A 17,490-nucleotide genomic window follows, 5' to 3' on the forward strand; every position below is an offset into this window, starting at 1 on the left:
GGCGACTCCGGTCCCAACCGTGCCGTCCGTTCGTTTGTCCGGGTGTGCCGTTGACCGACGCGCAGGTTCTATTCGCGCATCCCGACAGCAGATGCACGGCACTTCGGGAGACGGCCCGCCGCTGTCGAAGTCGATGTTCACGAGAATGGGAGGCAGCCCGTTCCGGCAGGCAAGGCTTGTAGGGCCCGGCCCCGTTGGTGAGGGTGGGGCGCGGGCCGGTGGGTTGACAGGTCCTCGAGTCTTGATCGCTGCCGAGCCAGCTGATTGGCCGGCATGACTGATCTTGGACCCGTCGCCTGGCCACCTGCCCCGATCAGGACCGAGAGGCTGGTGCTCCGTGAGGCCGAGGCCCGGGACCGTGCGGCGTTCATCGAGCTGCTGGCGTCGCCAGAGGTGCACACCTATCTCGGCGGCCCCCGGCCGCGTGACGAGCTTGACCACGAGATGCCCGGGGCACCCGAGCGGTGGCCCGGGAGTTTCGTCGTTGATCTCGACGGGGCGATGATCGGCCAGATCCTGCTCAGGAGAGCAACAGAGCACCGTCGCCCGGCTGCCGCGGGGAAGGCCGATCTCGGCTACCTGTTCCTGCCGCGAGCATGGGGATTCGGGTACGCCGCAGAGGCGTGCGCGGCGGCACTCGACTGGTTCGACTGCGTCCTTCCCGGCGAGCCGGTGGTGCTCACCACCCAGACCGCCAACGTCGGCTCGATGCGCCTCGCGGCAAAGCTGGGGTTCACCGAGGTAGAGCGGTTCCAGGCCTGGGACGCCGAGCAGTGGCTCGGCCTGCGGTCCCCGGTAACGCCGTCCGATTGAGCTCGTTCTCGACAGCGCGGATCCGCAACTCGACAGCACTGCTAGGACGGGGCCCAGCGCTGCCGAACCTCGTCAACATCTCACCAGGCGGAGACGGCCGAACGCCTCCCCAACGCTGTCGAAGCGCTGTCCGTTCTCGGGCTCTGGCTCAACTTCCGTGCAGGATACGGCCGGAGTGTCCGTGCACACGGGAGTGCCCGAGGCTTCCGAGTCGACAGCCGAAGCAGGCCGACCCTCGGGGATCGGAGTCTGGCAGCAGTGGCAGTCAGCCCGCCCGGGGTGCTTTGCGCGTTACAGTCCGGCCGCCTGGACCAGGGACGCCCGCTCGCCCTCGTCCAGATGAAGGCCGGCCAGCAGTTCGTCGTCGGCCACCAGACGTCGCACCCATGCCGCGTCGGCAACGAATGCCGCTCGGCACAGGGCGCGTTCAGGGTGGTCTTCCTCAGGGCCGCTGACCGCCAGGTCCCACGCGTTGTCGGGGTCTGTCGGTGCGGACAGGGCGGCGGCTACGAGCACGAGCCCGAACAACTCGTTCCGGCGTGGGATCGATGGATCGGCAGTCAGTCGCAGCAGGTACGGGACGACCGCCGGCATTGTGGCACTAATGGCCATTGGTCCTGACATCACAAGCCAGTCCAGTGCTCGTTCGGCCATCTCAGCCGCGTCGGGATCGAGCAGCCCGCGTAGGACGACCGAGACATCAACCGGGCAGCCAGGAATGGACAACCACTCCACGTCCTCGCACCCTTCCAGTGCCGGATGCGGAGAAGCCTCATGCCTCAGGTGCGGGTAGGCCGCCGTCAGAGCTGCTGTCGCGGTCACTGCTGCGGCCTCGTGATCCACCTTGCACACCAGCGTGCCCCCCCATCCGCCCGCTGGCACCGTACCACCCTCGACCACGACTACCCGCTGGTGGTCCGCGGCGAGCCCGGACAGTGACGCCGTCCGCAGGCGCTGCTGGTAGTTGACCAGGATCCGGGCTGTCCGCGGACGAGGTTCAGGTCTGGGCGGCGGGGAGCGGTCGGACGGAGTCCTGCACCGTCGACGCGGACGGCGACCGCGACAAGGCCGGAGACGTGGTCTGCCCGTTCATGCGGTCGGTGTCCGTGCACCGTCGTCTGCACCGAAGCCCTCGAACATAACAGTGTCAAACATTGACATGGAGATTAAGTGTGGACGGCGCATTCCCCCGGCGCCGAAACGGCGATACCGGGCGGCAAAAGGTGAAATGCGGGGCGTAGCGGTCCACTGGTCCGGCTTGGGTAAACGGCACATCGTCAGTGGTGGTTAAAACCGTCTGATACTTTCGTTGTGAATCGACTCCAAGGCCTGCGTAGACGGGCGTTGACGGTGGTTCAGGACAGGCCGACGGTAAGCCTGTCGACTGAACGTGTGTTCCGCCGGACGACCCGTTTCGTGTTGTTTCACATTGTTGGCGGGTGACGTGATCCCCGTCATCTCAGAATCGGGACCTTAATGACAAAAGACACAGCTACGCGCCGGAAGCACGCCTCTCGGCGACGGCCGATCGTGCTGGGGGCGGCCGCCATAGCGGTCGCGGGAGCCATCGCCATTCCGGTGGTGGCGCAGGCGACACAGGAGACGTCCCCGGCCGACGCCGCACTGCAGCGGGACTTCGCGGCCGCAGCCTCGGAGTACAAGGTGCCGGAGCAGGTGCTGCTGGCCCTGGCGTACCAGGAATCCTCGTGGGAGTCCCACAAGGGGCAGCACAGCGTCAACGGTGGTTTCGGTCCGATGCACCTGACCGATGTCACCCCCGAGATGGTGGCCGACGGTGCCGCGGGCGCGGCAGGCCGGGCGGACATCAAGAAGCTCACCGAGGGTGCGGCGCAGCACACGCTGCAGACCGCGGCGAAGCTGACGGGCCTGTCGGCCGAGAAGCTGCGGAACGACCCCGCAGCGAACATCCGCGGTGGTGCGGCGCTGCTGGCGTCGTATCAGAAGCAACTGGACGGCAAGACGTCCGACAATCCGAATGACTGGTACGGGGCGGTGGCCCGCTACAGCCAGGCCACCAAGCGCCAGGGCGCGACCGCGTTCGCCGACCGCGTCTTCGCCACCATGAAGAAGGGCGTCGACCGCAAGACCGCTGACGGCCAGCGGGTCAAACTCCAGTCCGACTCCGAGGTCACGCCCGACACCGGTCAGCTGGACAAGCTGAAGTTGGACCCCTCGGTGGCCGACACCGAGTGCCCGACGACCGTGGCCTGCAACTTCATCCCGGCCGCACCGTCGAACGGACAGGTCTCCGACCGCCCGGCGAACGGCATCCGGATCGACCAGATCGTCATCCATGACATCGAGGGGTCCTACGAGGACGGCATCAGCATATTCCAGAGGCCGGGTGGTGGCTCCGCGCACTACGTGATGCGGTCGTCGGACGGTGCGGTGACCCAGATGGTGTACACCAAGGACCTGGGCTTCCACGCGGGCAACTACTCCACCAACATGCACTCGATCGGCATCGAGCACGAGGGCTACGCCGCGCACGGTGCCACCTGGTACACCGAGGCGCAGTACGAGGCGGCCGCCGATCTGGTGAAGTACCTGGCCAAACGGTTCGACATCCCGCTCGACCGGCAGCACATCATCGGCCATGACAACGTTCCCGCTCCGAGCGACAGGTCCGCCTCGGGCATGCACTGGGATCCGGGCCCGTCCTGGAACTGGACGCACTTCATGGACCTGCTCGACGCGCGGATCGCCGGCCGGCACGGCGTCGGCAGCGTGGGCTCCGCGGTGACCATCGCCCCGGGCTTCTCCCGCAACCAGCAGACGATGCAGGTCTGCCCGTCGGACGACCCGACGGGTGCCACCACGGCCTGCACCGACGTGCGCAAGGCGGCGAACTTCGTCTACCTGCGCACCGAGCCGCGTGCGGACGCGCCGCTCTTCGGTGACCAGGCGATCCACCCCGCCGGCGCCGCCGGCACCAACCGGATCAACGACTGGGGCAGCACCGCCCAGGCCGGACAGCAGTTCGTCGTCGCCGACAAGCAGGGCCCCTGGACCGCGATCTGGTTCAGCGGCAGCAAGGCGTGGTTCTACAACCCCAAGGGCTCCAACACGATCCCCGCGCGCGGCGTGACGATCGTCAAGCCCGCCGGCACCGATGCGGTGAAGGTCTACGGCACCACCTACCCGGACGCGGCGGAGTACCCCGCGGGTCTGTCGCCGTCCACCCAGGCCCCGCTGAGCATGTACACCATCCCCGCCGGCCAGGCCTACGTCTCCACGGCCGAGCCGGCCCTGACCGACGACTTCTTCCCGTCGAGCGGCAAGGTCGTCTTCGGTGCCAAGAAGATGTACACCATCCAGTACGGCCACCGCACCTCCCTGGTCTACGCCGGTGACGTGACTGCCTAGGTGTATTGATCACGAGCGTTGTTGACATTGGTCGGGTCTTGAACGTGGCGAAGACCTCCGGTGTGGTGGGAGCTGTCTAGGAACTCACCGCACGGAGGTCTTCGTGTCTCACCGTATCGCCCGGTTGACCTTCTTCGGGAGGCTTCTGCTGGTCGAACGTGTCGTATCCGGCCGGCCGGTGGCTCACGTCGCCGCCGACATGGGCATCTCCCGGGCCACCGCCCACAAGTGGATGCGACGGTGGCGAACCGAGGGCCAGGCCGGCCTGCACGACCGCTCCAGCCGCCCCCGCACGACGCCACATCGGACCCCGGCCGCGACCGAGGAGGCCATTCACCGGATCACCGCCGAGAACACCACACTCAAGCAACGCGTCCGGCAACTCACCACCGACAACCGCAACTTCGACGAGCGGCTGAAGGCCGCCCGCTCGAGTCTGCGCTTCCAAGACCGGCGAGTCGCCGACCTCGAGGTCCGCCTCACCGAACCGGGACCACCTGTCCGGCCGAGGTCCGCGGATGTCAGTGCTGCGGGCCATACTCGTGCCGCGGCGCCGCCCGGGCGCCGCAGCACGAGGGGAGCGACATGGCTGAGGTGCTGGTCTTCCACCATGGACACGGACTGACCGCCGGTGTTCGCGAGTTCGCCGAGCAGCTGCGACGGGCCGGACACACCGTTCACGCCCCAGACCTGTACGAGGGGCAGGTATTCGACACCCTCGAGGAGGGCGTCGGCTACGCCGAGAACGCCGGGTTCGACACGATCACCGCGCGCGGAACCGCCGCCGCCGAGGGGCTGCCTGCGGAGCTCGTCTACGTTGGCTTCTCGCTCGGCGTCCTGCCGGCACAGAAGCTGGCCCAGACCCGCCCCGGCGCAAAGGGCGCACTGCTGCTCGAGGCATGCGTCCCGATCTCGGAGTTCGGCGGAGCCTGGCCCCAGGACGTCCCGGTCCAGATCCACGGCATGGACACAGATCCCTTCTTCGCGGGGGAGGGCGATGTGGACGCCGCCCGCGCGCTCGTCGAGACGGCGACGGATGCCGAGCTGTTCCTCTACTCGGGCGACAGGCACCTGTTCACCGACAGCAGCCTGCCGTCCTACGACGAACAGGCCGCAAAGCAGGTCAACCATCGGGTGCTCGGCTTCCTCGACCGCATGAAGTAGGGGCATCAACAACCTGCTCCTGTCCGGCTGACGACCTCGCGGCCCGTCCACCGTCCCGGTGGACGGGCCGTCCCACGAGACCACCCGGACGAGCTACAGCACCGACCCCAACTCGCCGTCACGGACATGTAGTCCATGAATCGTCGCAGTTCAGAGCCGGTATCCGAGCTCCTGCGGTCGGTGATGTCGAGTACAAGCGGTTCGTCGATGCCGGCGTCTTCTCTGAACTGGCGGCGTTCAGTTAGCTCAACGAGCCGAGTACGGGGACGCCGGTCTGCCATATCCCTGGCATGTTGCGCGCTGAGAACATCACTTCGCGTGCCGTGGATCAGGAGTGCGGGGCAGTCGCTGGACAGCCAGTCGTCCCAGTAATCCCCGTTGAGTTGTTGCTGCGAGGCGACCATGTCCTTCGGCTTGAAGGCGAGGCCCCAGCCGTCGGGGTGCTCACGGAAGGCGTCTGCAAGGTAGCGGGCTGATCCCGCCAATTCTTCGATCAGTGCTGCTCTGCTGGAGGCTCGTTCCGGCCAAGACAGGCAGAGGGACAGGTCGTCGTCGACCTCGGCGCCGATGTCCTCAATGACGAGAGCTCTCACGAGGCTCGGATGCCGCGCCGCGAGTTGGTAGGCGTTGACGCCTCCGAGCGAATGTCCCAGCACCACGGCGTCCGTGATGCCGAGGTGATCGAGGAAGGCCGCAGCGTCCCCGAGATAGCCGTCGCGAGAGAAGTCTGCTGGTCGCTCCGAGTGGCCGTGGCCCCGCTGATCGAGAGCGATCACCCGCCAGTCCGGGGAGAGTCCGCGCGCCAAGCCGGTGAAGGTCCGGGCCTCTCCGAAGTGGCCGTGCAAGGCGAGTAGCGGCTGACCATGACCGCCGTAGTCGAGGTAGGACAAACGACGACCGCCGACGCTCACGATGTGCCGGGTTGGTTCCTCCGTGTCGATCACTCTGACAGGTGGTGCTGACATCCAGGGAATCGGACGATCGCCTGCTTGGTCGGCGAGGGATGCGCGCCTCGTGCGTCACGGCACAACTGGTGGAATCTGAGCTGAGGCTCGTCGGCTCGATCGAGACGGCGCACGCCGCATTCTCAGCGTCGACGAGACTTTCAGCGTCAGATCGGGTGGGAGATCATCCGGGCCGTCCAGGTCGATGCGGCGTGCGGTCTCGACGCGGAAGTGCTCGTTGTCGCGCCAGTGTGGTGAGATGAGTATCGGAGTGAGGGTCATCGTTTCGGGGTAGGTGATCAGCTCGATCCGTGCCTCGGAGGGACGGTAGGGGTCACCGAACGGATCCTCGCCCAGCACGTCGATCCGGCGGTTCCACCGCTGCCGAAGCGACGGTCGGCTGGAGTCCGCGGTGAACCACTTGAGCAGGCGGTCCTACTTCCGGTGGTCGCCGACGTGGATGGCGCCGTTCGTCCTGGCCCCGGTGACGTTGTCGTAGACGATGTCGCCGGTGGATTTCTTCCACACCTCGATGTGGAAGGTGTCCGGGCCGTCGGTGGCGGTGATGCGGAAGCCATAGCCGCCGCTGCCGTTGACCGTGCCGGAGCCCTGGATGACGGCCCTGGAGTCGGTGACCACGAGCCAGTCGGTGCCGGTGGACCGGAAGGCCAGCCGTGCGGGACCGAAGTCGAAGGCGGCCCGTCCGGCGGGGGCGGTGGCTTTCTTGGCGTACCGGGCGGTGAAGGAGAAGGCGGCCTTGCCGGTCAGGGCCGGCTTGGCCGGGTAGGCCCCGGCGGGCGAGGTGAGCGTGCCCGTGCCGTCGGCGGCGCCGGCGGCACGGTCGTAGACGATGAGCTCGGGCAGTGTCGAGCTGTCGTCGGCACCGTCGTCGTCGGTGACGGTGATCACCGGGCGGTGGATTCCCGCCGTGGCGAACACGTGCTCGGCGCGGCAGCCGGACGCGGTGAGGGCGCCGGTCGTGGGGCTGGTTCCGTCCTGCCAGTCGACCGCGCAGGTGTGGCTGTCACCGGTGCCCGGGTCGTCGAACACGGCCGTGACGGACACGCGCCTGCCCACCGGGACGGGGGAGCGGGGGCCGGTCGTGGAGGTGATCGCCGGGGCGGCGTTGGAGACCTTGACGCTTGAGGTGTCGCTGCCGCGGCCGCCGGTCAGAGTGACCTCGAAGGTGCCGTCGTCGGTGCAGGTGAGGGTGGTTCGGGCGGCCCCTGGATCCGCGACGGTGCAGGGCGCTGCGTCCTGAACGGTCCACTTCGGGGCGCCTGCCCCCGAGACGCTGCCGGCGAGCGGGATCTCCTCGCCTTCGGCGCCGCCGACGTCCGGGCCCGCGTGGACGACGGTGACGGGGTCGATGCCGGTGAGGGTCGGGACCACCTTCTCGATCAGGCCGTCGGCGCCGAACTCCAGCTTGTCGACGGTGGTTTCGCGGTGTGTGCCGTCACCCGACGGAATGGCGAAACGGTGGTAGGCGATGTACCAGTCGTCGGTGTTCGGGACCTGGACGACGGAGTGGTGGCCGGTGCCCTTGATGCCCTGGGAGAGGTCCTTCTCCAGGATCACGCCCCGCTTGGTCCAGGGGCCGGTGGGTGAGGAGCCGGTGGCGTAGGCGACGCGGTAGTTCTCGTCCCGCGTGTCGTTCTCGGACCACATGAAGTAGTAGGTGCCCTCGCGCTTGATGACGAAGGCCCCCTCGTTGTAGCCGCTCGGGGTGATGTCCTTGACCTTCGAGGCGTCGATGGAGGTCATGTCGTCGCCCAGCGGGACCACGTACGCGTGGCCGTTGCCGAAGTACAGATACGACCGGCCGTCGTCGTCCGTGAACACCGCCGGGTCGATCATCTGGCCGCTGAAGTCGCCCGCTTTGAGCAGCGGTTGGCCCAGGACGTCCTTGAAGGGGCCGGTGGGCGAGTCGGAGACGGCGACACCGATGTTCGCGTCGGCGCAGAAGTAGAAGTAGTACTTCCCGTCCTTCTCGGCGATGGTCGGCGCCCATGCCCGGCTGTCGGCCCAGCTGACGTCCGGACCGAGGTCGAGGATGACACCGTGATCCGTCCAGTGGACCAGGTCGGTGGAGGAGTACGCCTTGAACTGCGTGCCGCTCCACCCTTCGAAACCGTCGGTGGTCGGGTACATGTAGAACGTATCGCCGAAGCGCACGATGTTCGGGTCGGCGTTCAGCCCCGGCAGGACCGGACTCTTCATGATCAGAGCCGAGACGGTCCAGGAGCGCTTCGTACCGTCGGAGCCCGTCACCTCGTACGTCACCGGCTTGGTGAAGTCGTGGACGCTGCCCGAGGCGGGGCTGATTGCCGCACCCTGGGCGAGAGTGAACTCCGGTGCCAGGGCGGTGAGATCAGTACCCTCGGTCAGGGGCAGGGTGATGCTGCTGTCGGTGTCGTCGACGAGGGCGTCGACCTTCAATGCCGGGTGTGTCGCCCTGGCGATGCCCGTGGTGTTGCCGCTGAGCTCCAGGACCTCCGCGGCCGACAGGGCGCGGCCGTAGACGCGGAAGTCGTCGACCTCACCGGCGAAGTACGGGTCGGCGGAGTACAGGGACTGGCCGATGTAGCCGCTGTAGTCCTTGCTCGCGTCGTACAGGTCGGACGGCTCGATGGGGACACCGGTCGCACGGGCCGCCTCGACGCCGTTCACGTAGAGGACCATCGTGTCGATCGCGCCGTCGAGTGTCACCGTGACGTGCCGCCACTCGCCCGCGGTGAGCTGGGAGCCCGCCGTCAGTTTCGACTCCGCGGACCAACTGGCCTTCGTGATGGCCGAGTACAGCTTCGAGCTGCCGTTGGAGGGGCTGGCGAAGAGGTACTTGTCGCTGTCGGGCCCGAGGCCGAACAGCCACTGCCAGTTGTCGCCGCCCTGCCACTTGGCGTACGTGGAGACGGTGACGCTGTCGGCGCCGTCGAGAACGCCGTTCGGGATCTTGACGTACGGGGAGGTGGCGGAGTCGCCCGACATCTTGAACGAGCCGTCGCTCACCCCGTTGCCGAAAGCGGGCGTACGGACATACGTCCCGTGGTAGCCGTGACCGCTGGAGTCACGGACGGTGGCTGTACCGGTCTCGTCGAAGCCGTAGTGCACGAGCAGGTCGGCCGGAACATCGGGCCCCTCCTCGGAGACCGTGACCTCGGCGCGCACCGGGATCGTGATGCCGTCCGGCAGTGTGCCCGTCACCGTGAAGGTCCCGGCCTGCGCGTACGCCGATTCCGGGACGTCCTCCCAGGTGACGGAGACGGGCCGCTCGACGCCGTCCGCGTACTCGGCGAGGACGGTGGCCGGCAGCACCGGGGCGTCACCGACCCGGGTCGTGACCGACACGTCCTCGACGCTCCGCACGAGCTGGTCGGGCTGGTAGGAGCGCAGCAGACGGTCGTACTCGGCCTGGGTGACCGGGAGTACGGTGCCGTGGCGGGGCTTGGCCGGCAGGTCGTAGCCGGTGGACGGGGTCCAGGCTCCGGAGCCGAGGTCGGTGGTCTCGAACGGTATGTAGCCGCGGCCGCCGAACTCGTCGAGGAACGCGTACCACTTGTCCTCGGTGTTCGACTTGAACACCAGCGGGCCCTCCGCGGCGCTCATCGCGCCCTTGCCGATGCCCTCGGCGACGGCGTCCCAGGACGCGTCGAGGACCGAGTCGCTCTTCTCCTCGAAGATGAACTTGCTGTTGGGCGTGGAGGAGGTGTTGTCGCGCTCGTCCTTGGACAGCCGGTAGTAGGTGCCGTCGTGCTGGATCATCGTGGAGTCGATGACCGAATAGCCGCGGTCGATCCAGACCTTGGGCTCGCTGAAGGTGTAGAAGTCGCGGGTCGTGGCGTACATCATCCGGTTGTACGTGTCGCCGGAGTGCGCCTCGTTGTCGTACAGCTTCGAGGCCCAGAACACCACGTACTCGCCGAGCTTCGCGTCGTAGAACGCCTCCGGAGCCCAGGTGTTGCCCGCACTGTCGGGTGAGACCTTCACGAGGCGCTGGTTCGTCCAGTGGACCAGGTCGGTGGACTCCCAGACCATGATGGACTTGCTGCCGGTGCGCTGAGAGGCGTCCCAGTCGCCGTTGCCGTAGATCCTCAGATCGGTGGCGATCTGGTAGAACTTGTCGCCCTCCGGGGAGCGGATGATGAACGGGTCGCGCAGTCCTTTCTCGCCGAGCGTGGAGGTGAAGACCGGCTTGCCGTCGTTCAACTCCCGCCAGTGCAACGGGTCGTTGCCCTTGCTGAGGGCGGCGTACAGCTGTTCGCCGTCCGCGGTGCCCTCGCCGGTGAAGTAGCTGAACATGTAGCCCTTGAGGGCTTGCTTCTCGGGGAGTTCGGGCACCTGGGCGGTCAGGGTGCGGGTCGCCGTGGCGTCGCCCTTGGCGACGGTGGCGGTGAGGCCGACGGCGGTGGACCCGTCGCCGTGCGCGGGGCGGCTGACCACGCCGTCTGCGGAGACGACCTCGGGCTTTGCGGAGGACCAGGCGACGGTGGTGCCGTAGGCGCCGTCCGTGGGGAGGGTCAGGTTGCCGCGTACGTCGTCGAGGTTGTGGACGGTCAGTGCCTCGGCGGCCTGCCGGGTGGCGGTGGTGTCGTCGAACGCGGCAAGGACCGTGACGTCGAAGGACCTGGTCTCGGTGACCGTGCCCTTCTTGAGGGTCGCCGTGAGCGTGGCGTGACCGTCCGGTTCGCCGGCGGCGGGTCGGGTGACCTTGCCGGTGTCCGACACCACGGAAGGACGGTCGCTGGCCCAGCCGATCGCGGAGCCGCCGGCCGTGCCGGTCTTCGGCAGGTCCAGGTCGGAGGTGACGGCGCTGGTGTCACCGAGGCTCAGGGCGGCCAGGTCGTCGGCGACGCCCTGCGTGGCGACGGGGAGGGAGAGCTGCTCGACCTCCGCGTCGGCCAGTGCCCGGTCGTAGACCCGGAAGTCGCGGATCCGGCCCTTGAAGAGCTTGTCGCCGGAGTAGACGGACTTGCCGATGTAGTTGGCGGTGGTGGTGCCGGAGCCGATGTCGCCGGGGGTGCTGGTGACCGACGTGTTGCGGCCGACCTCCACCCCGTCCTCGTAGAGCACGCCCGTGGTGCCGGTCTGGGTGTAGGCGAGGTGCTTCCACACCGAGCGGGTGAGGTTGCGGGAGTCGGACGGCTTGGTGGTCTGCTCGGTCGACCAGTTGCCGGTGGCGAGGGAGGTGCGGAGGGAATTTCCGGTGGTGAACAGATAGCCGTTGCCGTTGCTTCCGCTGGAGTTGCCGAAGCCGTAGATGAAGTACGGCGTGGTCTGGGCGGAGTCGATCAGCACGTCCATCGACACGGTGATCGAGGCCATGCCCTTCATGACGTTGTCCGGCACCTTGATGAAGGTGTCGGAACCGTTGAAGGCGAGCCCCTGACCGGACGCCGACCAGTCGGCGGTGCCGTTGACCGTGCCGTCGCGGCCGTTTCCGGAGGCGTCGCTGACGGTGCTGCCGGAGCCGGCGTCGAGTGCATACCACAGGGCAAGGCCGTCGGTGATGTCCGCGGCTTCGGCCGTCTCCGCCGCGCGGGCGGGAACGGCGGGCCCGGCGAGGCCCAGGAGCAGCGAAGCGGCGGTCAGCCCGGCGAGATGCCCCGCCAGGCGTCTTGCACGGCTGCGAAAGCGTGCGAGGTGCGTCATGTGGAGGTTCCCTGCTGAGGCGTGGCTGACGGCGTAGGGGGGAGGCGGACGCGGACGGCGGATGTGCTGATCCGACGGCGGGAACCGTGGCCGAGGACTGCCCGCCGTAACGCTTGTGTGACGTCGTGTTGCGAGAGTGTCAATCGGTGCCTGGTGCACCGTCAAGAGTTTTCGAACAATGTCCGACGGGCCGAACGCTCTGCGGCGGCTGGGTTGTCTGCGGGCTCGCGCGCGGGTCGGTCGGCCCGGCGAGCGAGCGGTGACGCCGGGAAGCGGCCAGAGGGAACCCGAGGACAGGGCAACGTGGCCCGACGGACGGAACACTCGGCTGTTCCCGATCCGCGTGCGCGCAGGAAAGCTGGGATGCTGAGGGGGGAGTGCCCTGACCGTGACCTGACGGACAGTGGTGGTGAACGCCGTGGCTGCGATCGACGAGAACGGCCCGGGACCGACGATTCCGTACGTCGATCCCATGGGAGACCCGTTTTTGCGCACACGGTTCGCCCTGCCGACGAGCCCCGCCACGTTCCTGCGACGGGAGCGGCTGGCCCAGCACCTCGACCAGGCTCTGCTGACTCCGCTGACGATGGTCAACGGAGCGGCCGGCGCGGGCAAGACCCTGCTGGTCGCCGACTGGGCCGCGGGCCTGGGACAGCCGGTCGCCTGGCTCACCACCGACGCGGCGGACCAGGGTGCCGGGATGTTCTGGGCCTATGTGCTCCAGGCCCTGCGCACGTCCGGTGTGCCGGTGCCCGGCGAGATCGGCTGCCCAGGGGACGCGAGCCGGGTGGACCTCAAGCTGCTGGCACGGCTCGCCGCCCATCTGAGCGGTGCCGACCGGCCTGTGATCGTCGTGCTCGACGAGTTCGACCGTGTGACCGCTCCCGAGATCGCGGACCAGCTGGAATTCGTCCTGCACCACTCCGGACGGGGGATGCGCCTGATCCTCGTCACGCGCACCGAACCGCTGTTGCCGCTCCACCGTTACCGGGCGGTCGGTGACATGACCGAGATCCGGGACGCGGAGCTGGCCTTCACCCCCGAGGAGGCTGCCGTGTTGCTGGAGCGTCACGGTCTGAGCCTTCCCGTGCAGGCCGTTCGCGCACTGGTGGAGCGGACTCAGGGCTGGGCCGCCGGTCTGCGCCTGTGTGCCCTGGCCGCGCAGCAGAGCCCCGATCCGGAGACCTATCTGAAGGAGTTCGAGGCCGGGCGGAGCACGGTCGCCGACTTCCTGCTGGCCGAGGTGCTCAAGCGGCAGACGGCCGAGACACAGGACCTTCTGCTGCGCGTCAGCGTCCTGGACCGCTTCTGTCCCGAGCTGGCGAACGCACTCACGGAGCGGACCGATGCCGAGCCCATTCTGGCCGAACTGCACAGCGAGAACGCGTTCGTCGAGGACCTCGGGCACCTCTGGTACCGCCTTCACCCGCTGTTCGGGGAGATCCTCCGGGCCCATCTCAGGGTGCGCTGTCCCGGACTGGAGCCCGAACTCCACCGGCGGGCGGCGCGGTGGCTTCGACGTTCCGGATCGCTCCCAGAAACGCTCGCCCATGGTGCCGCCGCGGGTGACTGGGAGTTCACCGCCGGTGTCTTCGTCGACGACCTGGCGATCGGGCAGCTCTTCACCGGCCTGCGTTCCGACGACCTGGCCGAGCTGTTCTCACGGATGGGGCCCGAGGTCTCCAGCCCCGCGACGGACCTCGTACGCGCGGCCCATGACCTGTTCCGGTGCGACCTCGACCGTGGGCTGGCCCATCTGCACCGCGCCGAGGAGAGCCTGGCCGTGGACGTGCCCGACTCGGCGGCAGCCCAGCTGAGCTGTGCTCTGCTGGAAGCGCTGGTGGCCCGGCTGACCGGTTCTCCCGCAAGGGCGGAAACGGCCGCGGAGGCGGCAGAAGAGCTACGGCAGGAGGTCCCCGCCCACCTCCTGGACAAGCATCCCGAACTCACCGCTCTCCTGCTGACCCATCTGGGCTCGACGCGCCTGTGGACCGGGCGTTTCGAGGATGCGCGAGCCGTCCTGTCGCTGGTGGTCGGACGTTCCGACGGAGCCTCGACGGCGCTCCCCCGACAGGAGTCGTTGGGCCTCCTGGCGCTGATCGACTACCTGGACGGCTGGCACGGCAGGGCCGAGCGGAAGGCATGGACGGCGATGGCCGAGAGGGAGCGGTTCGGCCTGTCCCGGCCGTCCGGCCTCGACTCCGGCCTCTGGCGGCTGGTCCTGGCCGCCGTGGCCGTCGACCGCAATGAACTGGGACAGGCCCAAACCCTTCTCGACGAGGAGGCCGACTCCTGTGCCGCGATTCAGGACCCGGTGACGGCGGCGGGCCGGGCCATCGCGACGGCGCGTCTGCTGCTGGCCAGAGGCAACGCACGGGCCGCCCTGGCGGCCGCGGACCCGGCCGTTCCCGCCGAAGTGGTCTCCCCCTGGGCGGAGGGCCAGGCGGCCCTGGTGGCCTCCGCCGCGCACCTCGCCGAAGGCCACCCGGAAAGCGCCGCCAGGGTGCTGCGAGAGGTGCCCGACGACCAGCCGGCGTATGCGGTGGAGGCCGCCCGGGCCCAGCTCGCCGCGGGGAATCCCCTCGCGGCGATCGACACACTCGACCGTCTCCGCACCGAGGGCCGCACCGGTCCGGCGGTGACCGTCCGGGCCATGCTGGTGCGGGCGCAGGCCGCAGACGGGGTGGGCGACTGTGCCACCGCCCACAGGCTCGTCGCCCAGGCGCTCCTCGAGGCCCGGCGTGAGCGCCTGCGGCGTCCTTTCCTCGAAGCCGGACCGTGGATCCGCCCCCTCCTGGGCACGGCGCCGCTTCAGGGGCTGGCCGAGGACTGGCTGAAGTCCGGTCCGCAGAGACGCGGCCGACCGCCTCCGGCCGAGGCTCAGCCCTCGTCGCTCGTCGTGGAGGAGCTGAGCGGCCGCGAGCGCGATGTGCTCCAGCGGCTGGCCCAGATGATGTCGACGGAGGAGATCGCCGCCGACCTCTATGTGTCGGTGAACACGGTGAAGACCCACCTCAAGAGCGTCTACCGAAAGCTGGCGGTGAACCGCCGCAACGACGCGGTGCGCCGTGCGCGCGAGCTGCGTCTGCTGTGAGCACGCGCAGGTGAGTGCCCCAGGAGCCAGTGCCCGGAGGGCTTTCGCCCGTGGCGGGTGAGGCACCGTCTGACGTCCTCGGATGTGATGGGCGGTGGCGGTCGGGTGCCGGACGACCGCCGCCCGACCGCCTCCGCCGGCGTCCCGGGCCGACTCATGAGGTGGACACCGTGAAGCATTGGCGGGCTCTGATCGTCCTTGGCACGGCCCAGTTCCTGATGGTCCTGGACACCTCCGTCATGAACGTGTCCATCAGCCAGCTGGTCGAGGACTTCGACACCGAGGTCACCGCCATCCAGGCCGTCATCACGCTCTACGCGCTGGTCATGGCGGCTTTCATGATCATCGGTGGCAGGTTCGGAGACATCCTGGGACGCCGTCGGCTGTTCGTCATCGGCATGGTCGTCTACGGCACGGGGTCGGCCCTGACGGCCGTGGCTCCCACCCTGTGGGTCCTGGTGCTGGGCTGGTCGGTCATCGAAGGACTCGGCGCCGCCATGGTGCTGCCGGCCATGGCGGCCCTCGTCGCGGAGTCCTACCGCGGGCGGGACCGGGTGGTCGCCTACGGCGTCATCGGCGGGCTCGCGGGTGCGGGGATCGCGGTCGGCCCGCTGTTGGGCGGCTGGGTGACGACGTACCTGACCTGGCGTCTGGTCTTCGCCGGTGAGGTCGTGGTCGTCGTGGCCGTCCTGTGCTTCCACCGGGTGATCGCGGAGTCCGCCCGGACCGGACCCCGCCCCCGCCTGGACGGCGTCGGCGCCGTCCTCTCGGCGACCGGACTGGCGCTGGGCGTGCTCGGTGTGCTGCAGAGCAGCTCCTGGGGGTGGGTGCAGCCCCGCAACCCTCCCTTCACCGTCCTGGGCTTCGCGCCGACACTGTTCGTCGTTGGCGCCGGGGTACTCGTCCTGGCCGGGTTCGTCCGCTGGGAGCGGCGGCGGGACGCCCACGGTGCCGACCCGCTGGTGCATCTGTCCCTGCTGCGCAGACCCGTGCTGCGATCCGGTCTGATGACCTTGCTGAGCCAGAACCTCATCCTGCTGGGCCTGTTCTTCACCATCCCGCTGTACCTGCAGGTGGTGCAGGGCTTCAACGCGTTCGAGACGGGGCTGCGACTGCTCCCGGTGTCCATCACCATGCTCGTCGCCTCCGCGAGCGCCTCACGGCTGGCGCGGGTGGCGGGACCGCGCACGGTGGTCCGGCTGGCTCTGGCGACCCTGACGGCAGCCATCGTGTGGCTGCTGGCCACCATCGACCCGGTCATCGACGACGCGCAGTTCGCGGGAGCCATGGCACTGCTGGGCGTGGGCATGGGCCTGCTCGCCTCCCAACTGGGCAACGTCGTCCAGTCCAGTGCCGCCGAGGAGGAGCGGAGCGAGGTCGGAGGGCTACAGTTCACGGCCCAGAATCTGGGCTCGGCGTTGGGTACCGCGCTCATCGGGTCGCTGCTCATCGGTGCTCTGGCCCAGGCCTTCACCACCCAGGTGGAGGAAAATCCCCGCCTGTCGGAGGAGGCCCGTACGAAGACCGGTGTCGCTCTCGAAGCGGGGATCAGCTTCGTCACCACCGAGCAGGTGCGCTCGGCGGCGGAGCAGGCCGGGCTGCCGCCGGCCGAGGTCGACGCCGTCACGGACTCGTACGCGTCGGCGCAGCTCGGCGGCCTGAAAGCGGCGATCCTCGCCACCGGGGGAATCACTCTCGCCAGTTTCCTGGTCACCTCGCACCTGCCGACCGGCCGGGCGAGCCGTCCCGGGCAACCGGGCACCGATGCTCCGGCCGACGTCCTCGGCCCGACGCACTGAGCGCGAGGTGAGGCCGTGATGTCCGAGACCGACCACACGACGGCCGAGGCGCGCCGGGCCGAGCGCCGGGCCAACACCGACTACAGCGGCGGTGTCTACGGCTCCATGCTCGCCGCCTCCGTGGTGGTCGGCGCCGGCACGCTGGGCTCGTTCCCCCTCATTCATCTGGTGCTGCTGCTGTTGCTCACCGGCCTGGTGTTCTGGGCCGCGCATGTGCACGCCCAGTTGTTCGGAGCGCGCCTGGTGCAGCCCAGCATGGACCGCCGGATGGTGCTGGACGTGTGCCGAGAGGAGTGGCCGATCGTCAAGGCCGCCGTCCCGCCGGCCGTGGCCGTGGCCGTCAGCCCGCTGCTCGGACTGGATGTGCAGGGCGCCGTCTGGCTGGCGCTCTCCGTCGCCGTGGCCGGGCAGGTGGGCTGGTCGGCGGCCGCGGCACGTCGTGCCGGTGCCTCCTGGCGCATGGTCGCCATCAGCGCTTCGGTCAACCTGGTGATCGGCCTGCTGATCATCCTGTTCAAGATCGTTCTGACGCACTGACACAGGTGGTCCGGGTGTCGACCGACGGATCACCTCCTCAGGGTGAGGCCGGGCGACGCGCCGAGGCCGACGATCGCAGGGAAGGGCCTAGTCCGCCTGCCCC

General features: G+C 68.8%; 10 protein-coding genes and 1 pseudogene. 7 read left to right on the plus strand and 4 right to left on the minus strand.

What is annotated here, in order from left to right; genetic code table 11:
• The first annotated feature begins 273 nt into the window (after positions 1-273).
• Positions 274-813 (plus strand): GNAT family N-acetyltransferase, encoded by a 540-nt coding sequence (locus tag AB0D57_RS02235; RefSeq protein WP_362066024.1) that lies wholly within the window; start codon positions 274-276, stop codon positions 811-813.
• A 291-nt stretch (positions 814-1,104) separates the two neighbouring features.
• Here AB0D57_RS02235 and AB0D57_RS02240 read toward each other — a convergent pair whose 3' ends face one another.
• Entirely contained in the window at positions 1,105-1,656 is a 552-nt protein-coding gene (locus tag AB0D57_RS02240; RefSeq protein WP_362066026.1) for a hypothetical protein, read from the minus strand.
• 633 nt (positions 1,657-2,289) lie between these two features.
• Here AB0D57_RS02240 and AB0D57_RS02245 point away from each other — a divergent pair.
• From AB0D57_RS02245 to AB0D57_RS02255, 3 genes and pseudogenes are all read left to right on the plus strand, one after another.
• Positions 2,290-4,200 carry an N-acetylmuramoyl-L-alanine amidase gene (locus AB0D57_RS02245; RefSeq protein WP_362066029.1) on the plus strand — a complete coding sequence of 637 codons (1,911 nt, stop codon included), beginning with the start codon at positions 2,290-2,292 and terminating at the stop codon, positions 4,198-4,200.
• Positions 4,201-4,303: 103 nt separating this feature from the next.
• Positions 4,304-4,534, plus strand: a pseudogene (locus AB0D57_RS02250) (leucine zipper domain-containing protein); the annotation flags it as partial.
• A 251-nt stretch (positions 4,535-4,785) separates the two neighbouring features.
• Positions 4,786-5,364 carry a dienelactone hydrolase family protein gene (locus tag AB0D57_RS02255; protein WP_362066031.1) on the plus strand — a complete coding sequence of 193 codons (579 nt, stop codon included), beginning with the start codon at positions 4,786-4,788 and terminating at the stop codon, positions 5,362-5,364.
• Positions 5,365-5,369: 5 nt separating this feature from the next.
• On the opposite strand, the gene AB0D57_RS02260 is transcribed toward AB0D57_RS02255, so the two are convergent.
• The 3 genes from AB0D57_RS02260 to AB0D57_RS02270 all read right to left on the minus strand — a co-directional run bounded on the left by AB0D57_RS02260 (position 5,370) and on the right by AB0D57_RS02270 (position 11,957).
• On the minus strand, positions 5,370-6,308 hold the full coding sequence (locus AB0D57_RS02260; protein ID WP_362066033.1) for an alpha/beta hydrolase: 939 nt from the start codon (positions 6,306-6,308) through the stop codon (positions 5,370-5,372).
• Positions 6,309-6,383: 75 nt separating this feature from the next.
• Positions 6,384-6,668, minus strand: coding sequence for a hypothetical protein (locus AB0D57_RS02265; protein ID WP_362066035.1), 285 nt, complete (start codon positions 6,666-6,668; stop codon positions 6,384-6,386).
• A gap of 75 nt (positions 6,669-6,743) precedes the next feature.
• Entirely contained in the window at positions 6,744-11,957 is a 5,214-nt protein-coding gene (locus AB0D57_RS02270; protein WP_362066037.1) for a family 43 glycosylhydrolase, read from the minus strand.
• A 472-nt stretch (positions 11,958-12,429) separates the two neighbouring features.
• Between AB0D57_RS02270 and AB0D57_RS02275 the strand changes: the two genes are divergently transcribed.
• From AB0D57_RS02275 to AB0D57_RS02285, 3 genes are all read left to right on the plus strand, one after another.
• Entirely contained in the window at positions 12,430-15,051 is a 2,622-nt protein-coding gene (locus tag AB0D57_RS02275) for a LuxR C-terminal-related transcriptional regulator (RefSeq protein WP_362066182.1), read from the plus strand.
• A gap of 170 nt (positions 15,052-15,221) precedes the next feature.
• The gene (locus tag AB0D57_RS02280) at positions 15,222-16,850 is read left to right on the plus strand and encodes an MFS transporter (RefSeq protein WP_362066039.1); all 1,629 of its coding nucleotides are present in this window, start codon (positions 15,222-15,224) and stop codon (positions 16,848-16,850) included.
• Positions 16,851-16,868: 18 nt separating this feature from the next.
• Positions 16,869-17,387 (plus strand): hypothetical protein, encoded by a 519-nt coding sequence (locus AB0D57_RS02285; RefSeq protein ID WP_362066041.1) that lies wholly within the window; start codon positions 16,869-16,871, stop codon positions 17,385-17,387.
• The last annotated feature ends 103 nt before the right edge of the window (positions 17,388-17,490 follow it).

It is taken from the genome of Streptomyces sp. NPDC048275, from assembly GCF_040652275.1.
In the GTDB taxonomy this organism is placed as follows: Bacteria; Actinomycetota; Actinomycetes; order Streptomycetales; family Streptomycetaceae; genus Streptomyces.

Excerpts from the sequence above, each read along its gene's own strand:
- AB0D57_RS02255 (WP_362066031.1), top strand. The coding sequence starts at position 4,786 with ATGGCTGAGGTGCTGGTCTTCCACCATGGACACGGACTGACCGCCGGT.
- AB0D57_RS02245 (WP_362066029.1), top strand. The coding sequence starts at position 2,290 with ATGACAAAAGACACAGCTACGCGCCGGAAGCACGCCTCTCGGCGACGG.
- AB0D57_RS02270 (WP_362066037.1), bottom strand. The coding sequence starts at position 11,957 with ATGACGCACCTCGCACGCTTTCGCAGCCGTGCAAGACGCCTGGCGGGG.
- AB0D57_RS02275 (WP_362066182.1), top strand. The coding sequence starts at position 12,430 with ATGGGAGACCCGTTTTTGCGCACACGGTTCGCCCTGCCGACGAGCCCC.
- AB0D57_RS02235 (WP_362066024.1), top strand. The coding sequence starts at position 274 with ATGACTGATCTTGGACCCGTCGCCTGGCCACCTGCCCCGATCAGGACC.
- AB0D57_RS02285 (WP_362066041.1), top strand. The coding sequence starts at position 16,869 with ATGTCCGAGACCGACCACACGACGGCCGAGGCGCGCCGGGCCGAGCGC.